The organism is Paenalcaligenes sp. DL 463 (genome assembly GCF_057475185.1).
The window spans coordinates 930,144-946,585 of sequence record NZ_JBYBKX010000001.1; the positions used below are offsets into that span (position 1 = coordinate 930,144).

Sequence of the window (16,442 nt, forward strand, 5' to 3'; positions counted from 1 at the left end):
TATAATCTACAAAGGTATGAGCCATATATCAATAGGTTAATTTGTGCATATATGCCTTTTTCATATGTTTTGATAAACATATTAAGGCGCATCGCATTGTGATCATTGTGGGGTAAGCATTGAAAGCCAGAATCCAATCTGAATGGGTACTAGAAAGCACGGGTGGGGACGTTCTGTACTTAGGTGACGTCTTGCGTTTGCTTGCTGCCATCGAATCGTTAGGCAATATCACGGCTGCCGCGAAAGCTAGCTCGCTGTCTTATCGTCATGCATGGGGTTTGATTCGCTCTGCTGAAGCGCAACTCAAAGCCTCGCTTATCGAAACCTCAAGGGGGCAAGGCTCTACCTTGACCGAGTTTGCGAAACGGCTACTGTGGGCCAATCGACGCGTCCATGCTCGACTTACCCCAACACTTGAAAGCATGGCTTTTGAGTTACAAGAAGAGCTTTTGCGACTGTATAGCGAGCAGCCTCAACATTTACGTATTCATGCGAGCCACGGCTTTGCGGTAGAGGGTTTGATCCGTTTAGCAACGGATAAAGATTATTTACCACTTGAACTTCGCTACCGAACAGCGATCGAAGCCTTAGGGTCCTTGGTTCGACGCGAATGTGATTTGGCCGGTTTTCAGGTGCCTTTAGGTAAGTATCAAGACAATGCAGTGCGTCGTTACCGAGAATGGTTGAATCCAGAACAGCATCGGCTGATTTATCTCAGTAATCGAAACACGGGTTTGTTTGTACAGCAGGGAAACCCACGTGGCGTACATTCAGTCGCTGATTTAGTCAGGCCTGAAGTGCGTTTTGTGAATCGGCAGATCGGTTCAAGCACCCGTTATTTATTGGACTTAATCCTTCATGACCTTAAACTGAACGAGTCGAATATTCACGGTTTTGATAGTACCGAGCTCACCCACATGGCGGTCGCAGCACTGGTGGCGAGCAACATGGCTGATGTGGGCTTTGGGGTAGAAACTGCCGCATGGCGGTGCGGGCTTGACTACATACCCTTAGCGCAAGAACGATATTTTTTTGCGGTTCATAAAGACTTGATTGATTCGGCCCCCGTGCAGCGGTTTTTAGAGTTAATCACGGGCGATGATTATCAAGCGTATATGGGTCAGTTGGTTGGCTATTCCGCCGAAGGCAATGGCGCAATCCTGACGCTTGAAGAGGCTTTTGGCGAAATTGCCGCCTATTCGAGTATATGATTAATGCACAAGTCAATTATTATATCCTGTCTACTACAGGGCCATTATGAACAGTGCCACTCACAATGTTGTCACGCAAGCAGAGACTACGGAGCAAAACAGTTTGAAAGAGAAACGTCCTAGAGTCATTCCTGTCGCTTCGCAAGGGGTGGGCGATTTATTGCATCGCCCTCTACGCGATTTACGCATTTCAGTTACCGATAAATGCAACTTTCGGTGTACGTACTGTATGCCACGAGAGGTCTTTGGTGCTGATTATGAGTTTCTCGCGCAGCAGCAATTACTAAGTTTCGAAGAAATTACGCGTATCGCGAAACTGGGTGTGAATCTGGGCGTGCAGAAAATTCGGCTTACCGGTGGCGAGCCCCTGTTGCGCCGTCATATCGAAGATTTAATCGCCATGCTGGCCGAGCTGCGCACGCCTGAAGGCAAGCCAATTGAGTTGGCCATGACCACGAACGGCACCTTGTTGGCGAAAAAAGCTAAAGCATTGAAAGCGGCAGGCTTGCATCGTGTCACGGTAAGTTTGGATGCGTTGGAAGATGTACGCTTCGCCAACCTTAGTGACAGCAAAGTGTCAGTGGATACGGTATTACACGGCATTGAGGTGGCGCATGCAGAGGGTTTAAGCCCCGTTAAGGTCAACATGGTGGTACGTAAGGGGCTTAACGATGATCAAATCGTCCCTATGGCCCGCTATTTCCGTGAAACCTCTCATATTCTGCGTTTTATTGAGTACATGGATGTGGGCAATAGTAATGGCTGGAACCTACGTGAGGTCATTACAGGCGAAGAAATCTGTGCTGCTATTCATGAGCATTTTCCACTCGAGCCCGTGAAGGCGAATTACGTGGGCGAGGTCGCTGGGCGTTATCGCTATATTGACGGTTGTGGTGAAGTGGGTGTTATCACCAGTGTTTCCAAGCCGTTCTGTGGCGACTGTACGCGCATGAGACTGTCGCCCGAGGGCCAGCTGTTTTTGTGTTTATTTGGCTCTAAAGGTTATGACGTGCGTGAGTTGCTGCGTTCCGGCGCAAGCGACGATGAGATCGCAGGCTTTGTGTCGAGCACATGGCGTCGACGGGGCGATCGATATTCAGAAATTCGAGGTGATCAGACGGTGGCACGACAGAAAGTCGAAATGAGCCATATCGGCGGATGATTGATCAACGTAGCCTCAGTGCCTTGGTATTGGCCGGTGGCCAATCCCGTCGACTGCAAGCTTTAGGGGCGGTCGATAAGGGCTTACTGCAATTGGCTAGCCAGCCGCTTATTAGTCATGCCGTCGCCAAATTAAAGCCGTACGCCTCTACCGTATTGATTAGTGCGAATCAGCACACAGCGCTTTATGCCCGCTATGGCGAGGTCGTCAATGATGATCCCAGCTTTAGTCGTTGGCAGGGGCCGCTGGTTGGCCTCTTGACGGCGCTTGAGCACATTCAAACCCCATGGCTCGTCTGCCTTCCCGTTGATAGCCCTTTCTTGCCACAGCAAGTCATTACGCGACTTCTTAACGCTCAGGCATCGAACGTGGAGGCACAGGCTTTTTTTGCAACTGCTGAACGAGCGCATCCACTTTGCTTGCTGGTGCATCAAGAGCTTCGAGCAAGCTTACGTTCGTTTCTTGAAAGTGGAGAGCGGCGTGTGCAGCGCTGGTTAGAAGAGGTTGGGGCTCAGTCTGTGTCCTTTGGGGTCGAGGCCGAGCCACTGTTTGCCAATATTAATACCGTAGAGCAGTGGCTCGAAGCGCAGCGCCTATCGGATGAGTAGGGCGCCACGTAAGACGTTCGCGTTAATAGCCCCAGATATCGAAGTCGTAATACGCAACGTTGGCGCCGTCTGAGCAGGTGCTATCTGCGGGGACACGTGCTAAGCCGGAGGCCCACGCCAGAGAGCTCAATATATTTGAACCTTGTAGCGCATGGGGAGTGATTTGGATGACACCGTTGTTGGCGTCGCCAGCTTGAACCCGCAGAAACTCGTCGCGATCTCCGCGGTAGCTTTGTTCACTGTTTAGGCGGCCTTGTAGGATGCGCGGCAGTACGTTGCTTCGGCCTTGCATGTTGCGAATTAACGGGCTGACCATCAGTGTGAATACGGTATAGGCGGAAACAGGGTTTCCAGGTAAACCTACAATAGGCGTGTTATTGACGCGTGCCAATGCGACCGGTTTGCCTGGTTTCATGCGTACACGCCACATCTGCATTTCACCACCTAGCGATTCGATGGCTGGCTTCACCAGATCTTTGTCGCCCACGGATACACCACCTACCGTTAGTACCACATCGCAAGACTCACTCAGGGAGCGAATGGCGTCTTGTATGGCTTCTAAGGTGTCTTTTGCATGGATGATGTGAGTGACATCAACCTTCAATTGCTCAGCGAGAGCCGCTAGCATTGCGGCATTAGAATTATAGATTTGGCCGGGTTGCAAGGTGGAGCCTGGTTGTATCAGTTCGTCGCCCGTGGTCAGAATACCTACCTTTAACGTAGGGTAGACATTGACGTCGGTAATACCTTGCGAGGCCAAAATGGCAATTTGAGCACTGCCTATCACGGTGCCTTGTTCGATCACCACGTTGCCTACTGCCATGTCTTCACCGGCGATACGAACATGCTGGCCTTGTCGGGGGGCGACATTAACCAGCAATTGCTCGTCGGTTTCGGTGCCGTGCTCCTGCATGACGATAGTGTCTGCACCCTCAGGAAGTAGGCTGCCAGTGAACAGTCGAATGGCATTTCCCGGTTGCAGTGCTTGAGGAACGTCGCCTGCGTACACGCGTTGTTGTATAGGAAAGCGAACACCTTCAGCAAAATCGGCAAAACGTATGGCGTAGCCATCCATTGCGCTGTTATCGGCTGGCGGGATATTAATGGTGGCGTTGACGTTTTCAGCCAGAACGCGCCCACGAGACTGTTGAACGGTTACTCGCTCAGACGATTGAGGCCGAGTGCCGGCTTGAATAAGTTGGTCTTGGGCAATATCAAAATCGAGTAAGGTCATAAGCTTCAAGTGTAAATCGTGAAAATAAAAAGGCTACGCACAACTCTCAGCCACATTACAGGGCTTGTGGCGGCTATCTAACTGGGAATCAAGAATTTTTTCCCACGCGAGCTTGCACGCCCCAGTCGAGCCGGGTAAACAAAAAATATAATGCGCATTCGCGATGCCAGCTAAGGCATCGGATTGCAGACTAGAGCTGCCAATGTCGGCGTAGGATAAGGCTCTGAAGAGCTCGCCAAAGCCGGTGATTTCCATGTCCAGTAATGGTCGCACGGCGGCAATAGTGGATTTCTTTTTGTCAGCGAAACCGGTTCCGCCATTACAAAGAATGACATGAATATCAGGGTCGGCGATCCATTGGCTTAGCTGGGCCCGTAAGCGATACACATCGTTAGGCAAAATGTTTGAGGCTATGCAACGGTGGCCCGCTTCGTCAAGGCGTTCGCGTAGATACAGCCCTGATGTGTCGGTATCGATATTGCGGCTATTCGAGACGGTCAATACAGCGCAGTTCAGAACTTTCTTATCGGGGGTGCTCATGTGTTTTCCGCGTCGGGGTTGTCCCATTGGGCTGTTTTCAAGGCGTCGTTTTCGTGTTGTTGAACCCAGAACTGTTTTCCATCGGCTAAGATTTCCCGCTTCCAGAAGGGGGCGCGAGTTTTTAGCGCATCGATGATGTACTCACCCGCCTTGAAGGCTTCGCCGCGATGGGCACTACTCACGCCAACAAACACAATTTGTTCGTTGCGATTGAGTGAACCTACCCGATGCACTACGCGAACGTTTTGAATGTCCCAGCGTTTTAGGGCTTGATCACAGATGGCTTGTATTTCTCGTTCACACATACCTGGGTAGTGTTCGAGCTCTAAGGTTTGGGTGACAGAGTTTGTATCGTAATCGCGCACGTAGCCTACAAAACTGAGCAACGCGCCAGTTTGCCCCTCGTTGGTAGCGTAAAGCTCAGACACCAGCTCCCCAACGTCGAAGTCGTGTTCTTGTACGGTGATCATGGTTAGCCTCCGGTCACAGGTTCAAAAACGGCAACCTCATCGTCTGGGTTAATGGTGGACTCGTGATTGACATAGTATTGATTGATCGCCACTTTCAAACGCTGTTGTAAGGGAGCGATATCGGGGTATTTCTTGACCACATCATTGAGCCAATCACGAACTAACATGGGCTGGCCGATTTCCCAGCGCTCGCTGCGCGTTCCGGTAATTTCTGCTACCTGTGCAAAATATAAAACATTGATATGCGTTGGCATGGTTATCTCCTAAAGCGTGGCGGGGTCAGCATGCCATTCACCGCTTTTCCCGCCCGCCTTGTATTCGAGTTGTATCCGTTCGATGATGATGCCCTTATCGGCAGCCTTACACATGTCGTAGATGGTTAGTGCTGCGACGCTACAAGCCGTCATGGCTTCCATTTCAACGCCCGTGCTATGGGTGGTTTTGCAGGTGGCTCGAACCGTAATGCGGCGAGTGCTGGCATCACTTTCGAAGTCGATGCCCACAAAATCCAGCGGTAAGCTGTGGCAAAGTGGAATAAGGTCGGCGCAACGCTTCGCGGCTAAAACGCCAGCAATACGTGCTGTATTCAACACCTCACCCTTTGCATTGTCTTGAGCAGAAAGCAGTTTGAAGGCTTCTGTGCCTAAGCGGATATGGCCGACGGCAATGGCTGTGCGCGGGTTAAGCTGTTTATGGCTAACGTCTACCATTCGCACTTGTCCGTGCTCGTCGAGGTGACTTAAGTGGGCGGTACTATCGGCCACGGTATATCCAGTGGGTTTATGATTCGAATTCACAATCTCTCTCTCGTGTTTTGATGCGGTCTGCGTGTTGTTGCTAAGGAGCCTACACACAGACTGATGAATTAGTATAGACGTAGTCGTTGCTATCGTAGGTCGCTAACCCTTCAAGTAATCATGGTTGTGCATGACATTCAAGCTTGGGGAGCATCGGTAGACAGTAAATCTTCATTCCGAAGTAGGTGCGCTAATTCTAATAAATTTTTTGCCCCTGTTTTCTCAAGCGCTCGAGCTCGGTGCACCTCTACAGTGCGCATTGTAATGTCCAACTCATCGGCGATTTGCTTGTTCAGCATGCCTTTTAGCGCAAGTTCCAATACTTGTTTTTCGCGATTAGAGAGCGACGATATTTTAGTGGCCCATTCTAGGTGTTGTTCGCGCTGCTCTTTGTCATGCTCGTATTGCTGCAGTACGTTTAGCACGCGGTCTACGAGGTCATTATCGTTAAAGGGCTTTTCGATAAAATCGGCCGCACCTTGCTTAAGCGACGCCACGGCCATTGGCAAGTCACCGTGACCACTGAGAAATATCACGGGCTGTGTGGCTCCCCTCTTTAGCAAGGCATCAAATAGTTCTAACCCCGACATGCCATCCATGCGTATGTCGAGTAGTAAGCATCCTGTTAACTCAGGCGTCCAGTGCGCCAAAAATGACTCGCCGGACTCCCAGCACTGAGTTGGCACATTTCTGGTTTTAAAAAGCCACGAAAGTGAGTCACGTATTGCGGGCTCGTCATCGATAATGTGAACCAGGGCTTCTGAAGTTAAGGTTTTCATCATGTGGTTAACGGTAAGGTAAAAACGAAAACAGCACCGGGCGTGCTTGTTGCCTCGTACCATAAGGTGCCATGGTGTAGCTCGATAATTGAGCGACAAATATTAAGGCCAATGCCCATCCCTTGTTTTTTTGTAGTGGCGAAAGGCTGGAATAGCAATGGAACCATGGCGTCTTCGACTCCTGCGCCATTATCACTAACAATAATGAGTGCGTGTTGATCGTGGCATTCGACGCTGACTTCAATGATGCGGTGGCGAGTGGTTATGCTACGCACGGAATCAAGCGCATTACGCAGTAAGTTTAGAATAACTTGCTCGACCATGATTTGATCTGCCATCACGGTAACGGACGTTGCGGGAAGTTTGGTGTTTAGCGTGACCTGATGTTTGCGAAGTTCGGCATGCATAACAGAGAGGCTACTTTGTATCATAGTCCGCAGATTCTCTTCCAGTAATAGCGGCTCGCGTTTGCGCACAAAGTCATGAGTGCGACGGATGATTTCTCCCGCACGTCGGTTTTGCTCAGCGATGTGTTCTAAGCCTTTCAGTACCTCATGCTCGATGGGGTCGTGTTGCTTTAAGAGATTCATGCATCCTGCCGTATAACTCGCAACAGCAGAAAGTGGTTGATTCAACTCGTGTGCCAGTGTGGTGGTCATTTCACCCATGGTCATCAGGTGCGCGGTGTGTTGCAGTTGTTCTGCCTGTTGACTGGCATATTCTTCCTGCGCTTTACGACCCGTGATATCGATAATCGATCCCATCCATCCCATGTGTTTGCCTTGGCTATTGACCAAGGGGGCTTCGTGTACCTGAACATCAAGCAACGTACCATCGGGCTGCATAAAACGAGTTTCGAAACTTTGTGCCTTAGGGGTTTGGTTTTGTTGGTAATGCCGCTCTAAGGTTTCACTTAGCATTTCGGGTGGCCACCACGGCATCGGGGGCGTTAAGCCGATTACATCGGCTTCGTTTCGTCCTACTAGATGGCAAAATGCTGGGTTGACGTACAGAATGCGTCCATGTAGATCGCGAGCACGTAAACCCGTGGTAATGGAATTTTCCATGGCTCGCCTGAAGGCTTGCTCATCCAGCAATGCCTGTTCGGCTTGGCGACGTTTGCGGGCGTAATAGTGTTGGACCAATAGATTAATAATAGCCAGTATGGCTAAGCCAACGATAACCGTGATAAGAAGCGTAAGCGTGGGGGTGGAGGGGCTTAGGTAGGGTGTGAGTCGTAAACGCACACCGTGTAGCGGCGGGTCCACCGACATGCTGTGATCCAGTGCATTGGTGGTAGAGGCGGTTTTAACTCGTCGAGCGATGACCTGATCGCTGTTATTAATGAGTACCACCTCGTAGTTTTCGGCCACCCACCAAGGAACGTGGTTAGTCAGTAATTGGCTTAATGAGATCGAGGCTTGCAGCGCTCCGCTTATTTCGTTTTTTTCATTGAAAATCGGAAAAACAATATCGACCAGCGTGTCGTTATGCTGCGCCGAATAATAGGCCGGACGCCACGCTTTCATTTGGGGCACGGGTAACAACGGAGGCTGATCAGGGCTGTAGCCTTGTGGCAGGGTAAGCAACGCCTCCCCTTGGGTGTTAATCCACGTGATGCTCATCAACTCAGAGTGAATGGTTTTCATGTGCGCCAAGCGTGCATAAAGCTCGGATTGCTGTGTTGATGTGCTTAAGTCAGCGGCAATACGTTCTAAATTAGATTCATAAATACGCAGGTGAAACACCAGATTTTGTTCTACCCATAACGCATCTTCGATCAGCTTGTTACGTTGCTCTTCAGCACGATCATTTTTGACCACTGCAATGAATAACCCGATCAGAATCACAATAATGGCAATTGCCAAAATAGGCATGTAGCTCATTACTGTCGAGCTAAGCGTTGATTCGACGTGATTGCGACGATCAGTCTTTCTAAGGGTAATCATGAACGGCCGTTTCGGATTTCCACAATGGTTAAAAGGTTGGATGCTTCGTAATCTACGTACTAGCTAGTTCTTAATAATTACATCGGGCCTAAACCCTGAGTTCGGGCACGGAGGAAACAATGAAAAAAATTCTTGCTGCTACCCTTGTTGCATCGGCTTTTTTTGCGTCTAACGCCATGGCAAATGCGCCTTTGGTGATTAAGTTTAGCCATGTTGTGTCTCCTGATACACCAAAAGGTAAAGGAGCAGACCGCTTTAAAGAGCTTGCCGAGAAGTACACCGAAGGCAAGGTCGTTGTGGAAGTCTACCCAAACTCACAGCTCTATAAAGATAAAGAAGAGCTAGAGGCTTTGCAATTAGGGGCAGTACATATGTTGGCGCCTTCACTTGCTAAGTTTGGCCCGCTGGGTGCGCGCGAGTTTGAAGTGTTCGACTTGCCTTTTATCTTTCAAGACAAAGATCAACTTCGTAAGGTTACGAATGGGGACGTGGGTAAGCAGCTACTGGCTAAGTTAGAGCCTAAGGGAATTAAAGGTCTAGCGTATTGGGATAACGGTTTCAAGGTCATGAGTGCCAATTCACCGTTGCATAGCGTTGATGACTTTTTGGGTCTGAAGATGCGGATTCAATCATCCAAGGTGCTCGAGTCGCAAATGCAGGCTCTGGATGCAGTACCGCAGGTGATGGCGTTCTCTGAGGTGTATCAGGCGTTGCAAACGGGGGTTGTGGACGGTACGGAGAACCCACCATCCAATATGTACACTCAGAAAATGCACGAGGTACAAAAGCATGCGACCCTTTCGAACCACGGTTATTTAGGCTATGCCGTGATCGTCAATAAAAAGTTCTGGGATGAGCTAGACGAAGCCATTCGTAATCCATTAGAAAAAGCACTGGATGAGGCCACTGAGTACGCCAATAACATTTCAGAGCAAGAAAATGACGACTCGATGAAAGCCATGAGAGAGTCCGGGCGCACGACTTTTCACGAACTAACACCCGAGCAGCGTCAAGAGTGGATTGAGCAATTACGCCCTGTACACAAAGCCATGGAATCACGCATTGGTGCTGAAACCATTGAAGCGGTTTATCAGGCCGTTGGGTCATAGGTAATGAACGCTCCCGATGTGCGCAACGGGCACATCGGGAAGTTCCGGTTCAGGGCCACCTCAGCGCCCAACTCATTGTAGGCTCGGCAACGATATCGACGGCTCATGCAGCCTGATCGATTCAGGCCACGGAGAAGCCATGTTTTTACGTTACTTAAATAAGTTCGAAGAGATCTTTGTCTCTGTGCTCATGATCGCGGCTGTACTCATCATTTTTGTTGCAGTCTGTCAGCGGTATTCCATGACCCTGATAGCGGATATTGTCGCTTGGGCCAGAGCCAATGATTATCCACAGCTCTTAGCGCAAAGCCGCTCCGTGTATCGCACGGTAGTGGGGCTGAATATGTTATGGGCCCAAGAGCTCTGTATTTATCTGTTTGTGTGGATGGCGAAGTTTGGTGCGGCCTATGGCGTACGCATTGGTATCCACGTGGGTGTGGACGTCTTAGTAAATATGGTGTCACCCGCAAAACAAAAAATTTTAGTGGTGATCTCATTGTTAGCGGGCGCGATTTTTACCGCTCTGGTCGCATGGATTGGCGGCAGCTTCGTTTATGACATTAGCCAAACGGCACAGGTTTCAGCCGACTTAGAGGTGCCAGTCTGGCTCGTTTATCTGGCCGTACCAGCGGGTTCAGTGTTGATGTGCTTTCGCTTCCTTGAAGCGCTGTATCACTACCTAAAAACAGGAGAGCAAGCGCACTATACCCCGGGCGGAAGTTTGCTTGAAGAATCCACCGCCAACGGAGACGCCGCATGATTAGTTTTATTATTTTCGCGCTGCTTGGCGTGTTGTTGTTGACGGGAATGCCGGTGTCGATTGCACTCGGTCTGACCGTGATGACCTTCTTATTCACCATGACCAGTGTGCCGATGGACAGTATCGCTTTGAAACTGTTCACCGGAATTGAGAAGTTTGAAATCATGGCGATTCCATTCTTTATTCTGGCAGGGGGCTTTTTGACCCACGGCGGCGTGGCGCAACGAATGATACGTTTTGCTGCTGCCATGGTAGGGCATTTGCCAGGAGGTATGGGCTTGGCCGCGGTACTGGCGTGTGCGCTATTTGCTTCCATCAGTGGGTCTTCACCTGCAACGGTGGCGGCGATTGGCTCAATCATGATTCCGGCCATGGTGAAGCAAGGCTTTCCAGCACAATTTGGGACAGGGATTGTCGCAACATCTGGCGGTCTGGGCATCTTGTTGCCGCCGTCTATCGTGATGGTGATGTATGCGGTAGCAACCAGCGGCATGATGGTGGAAGGTCCGGACGGTGCGCGGGTGGGAACAGCGTCTATCGGACAGCTATTTATTGCTGGTGTGGTGCCCGGTCTTATCCTTGCTTTTATGCTGGGTATGACGACGATGTATCGTGCATGGAAGCTCGATTATCCACGCATGCCCAAAGCCTCTGGACGAGAGCGCTGGTTGGCTTTTAAGGATTCCATCTGGGGGTTGATGCTGATCGTTATTGTGATGGGTGGAATTTACTCTGGCGTGTTCACACCGACCGAAGCCGCTGCCATTAGTGCCGTTTATGCCTTCTTTATCGCGGTCTGGGTTTATAAGGATATCAAGATACGTCAGGTTGGCCGTATTGTGCTGGAAGCCTCAGCAATGAGTGCCATGTTGCTCTACATCATTACGAACGCGGTGATGTTTGCGTTTATTCTGACGTCAGAGCAAATTCCACAAAGCATCGCGGCATGGATTGTGGATCAAGGAATGGGCCTGATCGCGTTTTTACTGTTTGTTAACTTATTAGTGCTAATTATTGGCATGGTGATGGAGCCTTCAGGCTTAATTCTTATCATGGCCCCCATTTTGTTCCCCGTCGCCATGAAGCTAGGCATGGACCCTGTGCATTTTGGCATTATGTTGATTGTTAATATGGAGATTGGGTTAGCCACGCCTCCTGTGGGGCTTAACCTTTATGTGGCCTCAAGTATATCGAGGCTGGGATTAACCGAAGTCACAAAATCAACCATTCCGTGGTTATTAACTGGGCTGGTCTTCTTGATGTTGATTACCTTTGTTCCTGAAATCACCTTGTGGTTGCCGCGAATTAGTGGATGGATGTAACGCTCAGCCAGCCCCCTTTTAGGGGGCTTTTTTTATAACTTATAGAATGATGAGGGGGTTTAATCCTGCCGGTTTCCGATCAGACCTACGTGGATTGCAGGTGCCGCTATTGCTGTTAGTTGGTGATCAGGACGAGGCTTTTATAGCGCCACATTTTGAACCCGTGATTCGACCTTTGGTGCCTCACGCGGTGATTGAGCAACTTGAGAGCGTAGGGCATTTGGATCTGGTTACGAGCCCTGTCGCCTCGAGTAAAATGATAGCTTGGCTGCAAACCATTTAGGCCTGTATCGGGTCATAAAATCGTCGTTAATTATTTTTTACAGTTAGCCCCTTTTGGTATGCGCTATACGTACTTTGAGGCTGGCTTTTAGCTTAGTATCATATTCATACAGCGTTGCGATGCAGATGTCGCAACCTTCTATTAATGTGGAGAGATTATGTCGATTAAAATAGGCGATAAAGTACCAAACGCAACCTTGGCTCAGTACATCGAAACGGCGACTGATACGTGTGCCGTTGGCCCAAATACCTTTGAGGTCAATGATCTGGTCGCGGGTAAAAAAATTGCTGTGTTTGCCGTCCCAGGCGCCTTTACACCTACGTGCTCTGAACAGCACCTTCCTGGCTTTATTGGCAAGGCCGACGAGTTCAAGGCCAAAGGGGTGGATGAAATTTGGTGCATCTCGGTTAATGATCCTTTCGTTATGGGAGCATGGGGCAAAGATCAACAGGTTGGCGATAAAGTGCGCTTGTTAGCCGATGGAAGCGGCGACTGGACACGTAAATTGGGCTTAGAGTTTGATCTAAGTGCTAAAGGGCTGGGCGTACGCTCACAGCGTTTCTCTGCGCTATTGGATGACGGTGTTGTTAAGCAACTTAACGTTGATGCCGGTGGCGGGCTAGAGAAAAGCGATGCCGATACGCTATTGAAGCAACTTTAAGTTGTTATGATTTAGTGTCTAGCTACCTTATGGCGTAGCCTAGTTCACTTGTGCCGGCCTGAGGGTCGGCATCGTTTCTTTTTTGTCTTGAGTCATCCATGATCGGTGCAGTAGGCCCCTTTTTCTCGCTCTATTTAGCCACCTTGATGTTATTGATGGGCTCGGGCCTATTCAATACCTATATAGGCTTGCGGTTAACCGATGCCGCTGTGTCCGAAATTTGGGTCGGTGGCTTAATTGCCGCCTATTATTTGGGCTTGGTGTTTGGGGCCCGAGTTGGGCATCGCCTTATTATGGGCGTTGGGCACATCCGAGCTTACGCTGCCAGCGCCGCTGTGGTAACGGTCTGTGTGCTTGTTCAAATCATGGTAGACAGCATGTGGGTGTGGTTGGCCTTGCGTTTCGTCGCGGGGGCGGGCATGGTCGCACAGTTTATGGGTATAGAAAGCTGGCTTAACCAGCAAACAGAAAATAACAAACGCGGAACTGTCTTTGCTTTCTATATGTTGGTATCCAGTTTGGGTACCGTTTTAGGGCAGTTAACCCTGACATTATTTCCCACCATGAATTACCAACCCTTGGTGTTTGTGGCAATTTGTTCAGTGGCTAGCTTAATTCCTATTGCAATAACGCGGCGAATGCACCCCGCGTTGCAAGTGCCTGCCCCAATTAATCCACGCTACTACATTGAGCGGGTACCGTTGTCCATGACCGTATTGTTTGTGGCGGGTATGATCACTGGTGCTTTTTATGGTTTGGCCCCAGTGTATGGGGTGCGCGTTAATTTAAGCAGTGAACAAGTGGCGCTATTTGTTGCCGCATCCGTGGCGGCCGGGGTCATGGCGCAGTGGCCAGTAGGGTGGTTAGCCGATCGTTTCGATCGCGTCAAAATGATGCGCATAAACGCTGTCTTTATTCTCGCGCTGGCCATTCCGTTATGGGGATGGTTTGACGTCTCTTTTGCCCTGTTATTGGTTTTTTCTGCCGCCTTTGGTGTGCTGCAATTTACCTTATACCCATTGGGGGCGGCTTTTGCGAATGACAACGTTGATCCAGAAAGGCGTGTGGGTTTAAGTGCCATTTTATATATGGTGTACGGCTTAGGCGCCTGTATTGGGCCCCTTACGGCAGGTGCCTTAATGAACCATTTTGGCAGTTCGCTTTATTATGTGTTTGTGGCAGCGTGTGGGGCTTCGCTTGTGTTGTTGATACGTCCACAAAAAGTCTCAGGAGACCATTTAAGCGTCGATGCGCCGACCGAGTTTGTGCCAATGCCAGATACCTTGCCCAGCTCTACAGCAACAGCAGCGCTTGATCCACGTGTTGATATCGCTAGCGATATTTCGCACGATCCGGTGATGGAAGACGAGTACCTGAACCCCGACCCCGAGGCCGAACTGCCCCGCGAGCTAGACCCAGACCCAGAACCCATGATGCCGCTGCCTCCAGAGTCCACCGAGATCGTAGACTCGTTATTAACGAGGGATCAGGGCGACGATAGCACTAATCGCTAAAGCAATACCCAGTAGGTTAGCACGGCTAAGTTTCTCTTTAAAGAAGCCAGCGCCCACTAACGTCCCCATCGTGATGACGCCGATGTTCATGGCTGAAAACACCAGGGTCGGGTTTTCTGGAAAGTGTTGGTGAGCTTTGATGTAAAAATAAATATTGCCGAAGTTCAGCAAGCCCAAGACGATTCCTGATACTAAGCTTTTACGTTGCCATAGCGTGCGGCTAAACAGTAGGAACCCAAACATGACGACCGCCGCCATCACAAAGGTAACGACCAAACTTCCCGCAAACTGTGCTCCCCCCTTAGATAACTGTTTGAACAGAATATCAATAAGGCCATAGCCTAGCCACACCAGTACTAAGTACAGTGCCGCCTGATGCTGCTGCGATCCTGATGTGCCTTTAGTGGGCTTAATGACTAAGCAAACCAGAGCAGCAATCGCCAGTGCGACACCCAGTAGCTTTGTTCCCGCGATGGTTTCGCCAAAAATAAAAGCAGCGGCTAATAATGGCAAGACGAGCGATAAACGTTGTGCGGCATCACTTAATACAATGCCAGCCTTGTCAACGGCACGTGCCATCACGATAAATACGGTTGGTAATAGAAAGCCCAGTAAAAGCAGAATCCATAAGGGAGTGTTGGATTCGATGACACTGATGGGGGCAGGCCGAAGAAGCACAATGCAAAGTGCGATGGCGGTAAGGTAGTTAACCCCAATGGCCTGTGCTACATCAATTTGATGTTTACGAGCTAATTTCAAAAAAATTGAAACGGCAACGCTGCAGAAAATACTGGCGATGAGTAGATGCATGTTACGTGAGAGACTCAAGTGTGGCTAACGAGCGCTTAGCGGGCACGAGGGCGTCTATTGTAGACGGCGTCTCGTGAGTTTTATGACTTTGTAAACCGATGCGCTCAAACAATTGCTGATCGGCGATGAACTGCGGGTTGCCGGTGGTCAAGAGCTGATCGCCATAGAAAATCGAATTTGCTCCGGCGAGAAAGCAAAGGGCTTGCATGGTGTCGCTCATGCTAGAGCGACCGGCAGAGAGTCTGACGGCAGCCTTAGGCATGGTGATGCGCGCAACAGCGATGGTTCGCACGAACTCGAATTCGTCGATGTCCTCATTGTTCATTAAAGGGGTGCCCGGAACGCGAACTAATTGATTGATGGGAACCGAGTTAGGGTAAGGGTGGCGATTGGCCAGTTGGGCAATGAATGTTGCGCGTTGCTCTCGAGACTCGCCCAAGCCTACGATGCCGCCGCTGCAGGTGTTAAGGCCTGCAGCATGAACACGATCTAAGGTGTCTAGACGATCTTGATAGGTACGCGTCGTAATGATTTCGCTGTAATAGTCTTCAGAGGTATCAAGGTTGTGATTGTAATAGTCGAGTCCGGCTTCTTTTAGGCGTTCGGCCTGACCTTCTTTCAACATGCCTAAGGTCACACAGGTTTCCATGCCTAAGGCTTTAACGCCTTCAACCATCGCAATCACGTCATCCAGTTGCGCCTCGGTGGGTGAACGCCAAGCGGCACCCATACAGAACCGTGTGGCTCCGCCAGCTTGCGCCGTCTTAGCAGCTTGCACCACACGGTCGAGTTCAAGCACACGCTCTTTCTCTAAGCCCGTATCGTATTTTGAAGATTGTGGACAATAGCTGCAGTCTTCTGGACATCCCCCCGTCTTAATTGAAAGTAAGCTGGAAAGTTGAACCTCGTTCGCAACGTGATGTTCACGATGGACGCGTTGAGCTTGCCAAAGTAAATCCATTAGAGGCTGTTGGTATAGCGCAATAACATCGGCTACAGGCCAACGGGGTGTGGTGGTTGTCATGGGGCTATCCGTATGGGTAAAACGTCAATATAGATAAAAGCCGTGAACAAAACTTTCTGTGCGCATTGTTGAAAAAGCGCCCTTTTTTCTGCTTGTTGTTGAAAATGCGAGAATTTGAGCAAATTGGCGACTAACTTTACTTATTTGTTGTTATTTTTAGTTACATTTAAGATTGAAAGTAAATGTTACGTTGCCGTTATGCTTTATGA

17 protein-coding genes are annotated in these 16,442 nt (G+C 49.8%); 8 read left to right on the plus strand and 9 right to left on the minus strand.

The genetic code is table 11. The annotated features are described in order from the left end of the window. Nucleotides 1–119: 119 nt before the first annotated feature. From AC2UZI_RS04290 to mobA, 3 genes are read left to right on the plus strand one after another with little or no spacing between them, the layout of a single operon-like run. Nucleotides 120–1,211, plus strand: a complete 1,092-nt coding sequence (locus tag AC2UZI_RS04290; RefSeq protein ID WP_486942583.1) for a substrate-binding domain-containing protein — start codon at nucleotides 120–122, stop codon at nucleotides 1,209–1,211. Between the two features lie 46 nt (nucleotides 1,212–1,257). Then, complete coding sequence (moaA, locus tag AC2UZI_RS04295) at nucleotides 1,258–2,373, plus strand: GTP 3',8-cyclase MoaA (RefSeq protein ID WP_486942584.1); 1,116 nt, start codon at nucleotides 1,258–1,260, stop codon at nucleotides 2,371–2,373. Next, nucleotides 2,370–2,981 (plus strand): molybdenum cofactor guanylyltransferase MobA, encoded by a 612-nt coding sequence (gene mobA / locus AC2UZI_RS04300; RefSeq protein ID WP_486942585.1) that lies wholly within the window; start codon nucleotides 2,370–2,372, stop codon nucleotides 2,979–2,981. The genes moaA and mobA overlap by 4 nt, the downstream gene beginning before the upstream one ends. Before the next feature lie 22 nt (nucleotides 2,982–3,003). Here the strand turns inward: mobA and AC2UZI_RS04305 are convergent, their stop codons facing one another. From AC2UZI_RS04305 to AC2UZI_RS04335, 7 genes are all read right to left on the minus strand, one after another. After that, a complete protein-coding gene (locus AC2UZI_RS04305; RefSeq protein ID WP_486942586.1) occupies nucleotides 3,004–4,215 on the minus strand; it encodes a molybdopterin molybdotransferase MoeA in 1,212 nt (403 codons plus the stop codon). A 33-nt stretch (nucleotides 4,216–4,248) separates the two neighbouring features. Continuing rightward, nucleotides 4,249–4,755, minus strand: coding sequence for a molybdenum cofactor biosynthesis protein B (moaB, locus tag AC2UZI_RS04310; RefSeq protein WP_486942587.1), 507 nt, complete (start codon nucleotides 4,753–4,755; stop codon nucleotides 4,249–4,251). Continuing rightward, nucleotides 4,752–5,225, minus strand: a complete 474-nt coding sequence (locus AC2UZI_RS04315) for a molybdenum cofactor biosynthesis protein MoaE (RefSeq protein ID WP_486942588.1) — start codon at nucleotides 5,223–5,225, stop codon at nucleotides 4,752–4,754. Before AC2UZI_RS04315 ends, moaB begins: the two co-directional genes overlap by 4 nt. Before the next feature lie 2 nt (nucleotides 5,226–5,227). Then, nucleotides 5,228–5,479 (minus strand): MoaD/ThiS family protein, encoded by a 252-nt coding sequence (locus tag AC2UZI_RS04320; protein WP_486942589.1) that lies wholly within the window; start codon nucleotides 5,477–5,479, stop codon nucleotides 5,228–5,230. A gap of 9 nt (nucleotides 5,480–5,488) precedes the next feature. Then, nucleotides 5,489–5,989 (minus strand): cyclic pyranopterin monophosphate synthase MoaC, encoded by a 501-nt coding sequence (gene moaC / locus AC2UZI_RS04325; protein WP_486943712.1) that lies wholly within the window; start codon nucleotides 5,987–5,989, stop codon nucleotides 5,489–5,491. A 170-nt stretch (nucleotides 5,990–6,159) separates the two neighbouring features. Continuing rightward, the gene (locus tag AC2UZI_RS04330; RefSeq protein ID WP_486942590.1) at nucleotides 6,160–6,804 is read right to left on the minus strand and encodes a response regulator transcription factor; all 645 of its coding nucleotides are present in this window, start codon (nucleotides 6,802–6,804) and stop codon (nucleotides 6,160–6,162) included. Beyond that, on the minus strand, nucleotides 6,801–8,750 hold the full coding sequence (locus AC2UZI_RS04335; protein ID WP_486942591.1) for an ATP-binding protein: 1,950 nt from the start codon (nucleotides 8,748–8,750) through the stop codon (nucleotides 6,801–6,803). Before AC2UZI_RS04335 ends, AC2UZI_RS04330 begins: the two co-directional genes overlap by 4 nt. A 119-nt stretch (nucleotides 8,751–8,869) precedes the next feature. On the opposite strand from AC2UZI_RS04335, the gene AC2UZI_RS04340 reads away from it, so the two are divergent. The 5 genes from AC2UZI_RS04340 (at nucleotide 8,870) to AC2UZI_RS04360 (ending at nucleotide 14,399) form a co-directional block, all read left to right on the plus strand. Beyond that, complete coding sequence (locus tag AC2UZI_RS04340; protein ID WP_486942592.1) at nucleotides 8,870–9,859, plus strand: TRAP transporter substrate-binding protein; 990 nt, start codon at nucleotides 8,870–8,872, stop codon at nucleotides 9,857–9,859. A gap of 139 nt (nucleotides 9,860–9,998) precedes the next feature. Next, nucleotides 9,999–10,619 (plus strand): TRAP transporter small permease, encoded by a 621-nt coding sequence (locus AC2UZI_RS04345; RefSeq protein ID WP_486942593.1) that lies wholly within the window; start codon nucleotides 9,999–10,001, stop codon nucleotides 10,617–10,619. Next, on the plus strand, nucleotides 10,616–11,941 hold the full coding sequence (locus AC2UZI_RS04350) for a TRAP transporter large permease (RefSeq protein WP_486942594.1): 1,326 nt from the start codon (nucleotides 10,616–10,618) through the stop codon (nucleotides 11,939–11,941). The genes AC2UZI_RS04345 and AC2UZI_RS04350 overlap by 4 nt, the downstream gene beginning before the upstream one ends. A gap of 440 nt (nucleotides 11,942–12,381) precedes the next feature. Next, nucleotides 12,382–12,885: a peroxiredoxin gene (locus tag AC2UZI_RS04355; protein ID WP_486942595.1), complete on the plus strand. Its 504-nt coding sequence runs from the start codon at nucleotides 12,382–12,384 to the stop codon at nucleotides 12,883–12,885. A gap of 98 nt (nucleotides 12,886–12,983) precedes the next feature. After that, entirely contained in the window at nucleotides 12,984–14,399 is a 1,416-nt protein-coding gene (locus AC2UZI_RS04360; protein WP_486942596.1) for an MFS transporter, read from the plus strand. Here AC2UZI_RS04360 and AC2UZI_RS04365 read toward each other — a convergent pair. Next, nucleotides 14,361–15,209 carry a DMT family transporter gene (locus AC2UZI_RS04365; RefSeq protein ID WP_486942597.1) on the minus strand — a complete coding sequence of 283 codons (849 nt, stop codon included), beginning with the start codon at nucleotides 15,207–15,209 and terminating at the stop codon, nucleotides 14,361–14,363. The genes AC2UZI_RS04360 and AC2UZI_RS04365 overlap by 39 nt on opposite strands. A gap of 1 nt (nucleotide 15,210) precedes the next feature. After that, nucleotides 15,211–16,233 carry a biotin synthase BioB gene (gene bioB / locus AC2UZI_RS04370; RefSeq protein WP_486942598.1) on the minus strand — a complete coding sequence of 341 codons (1,023 nt, stop codon included), beginning with the start codon at nucleotides 16,231–16,233 and terminating at the stop codon, nucleotides 15,211–15,213. Between the last annotated feature and the right edge of the window lie 209 nt (nucleotides 16,234–16,442).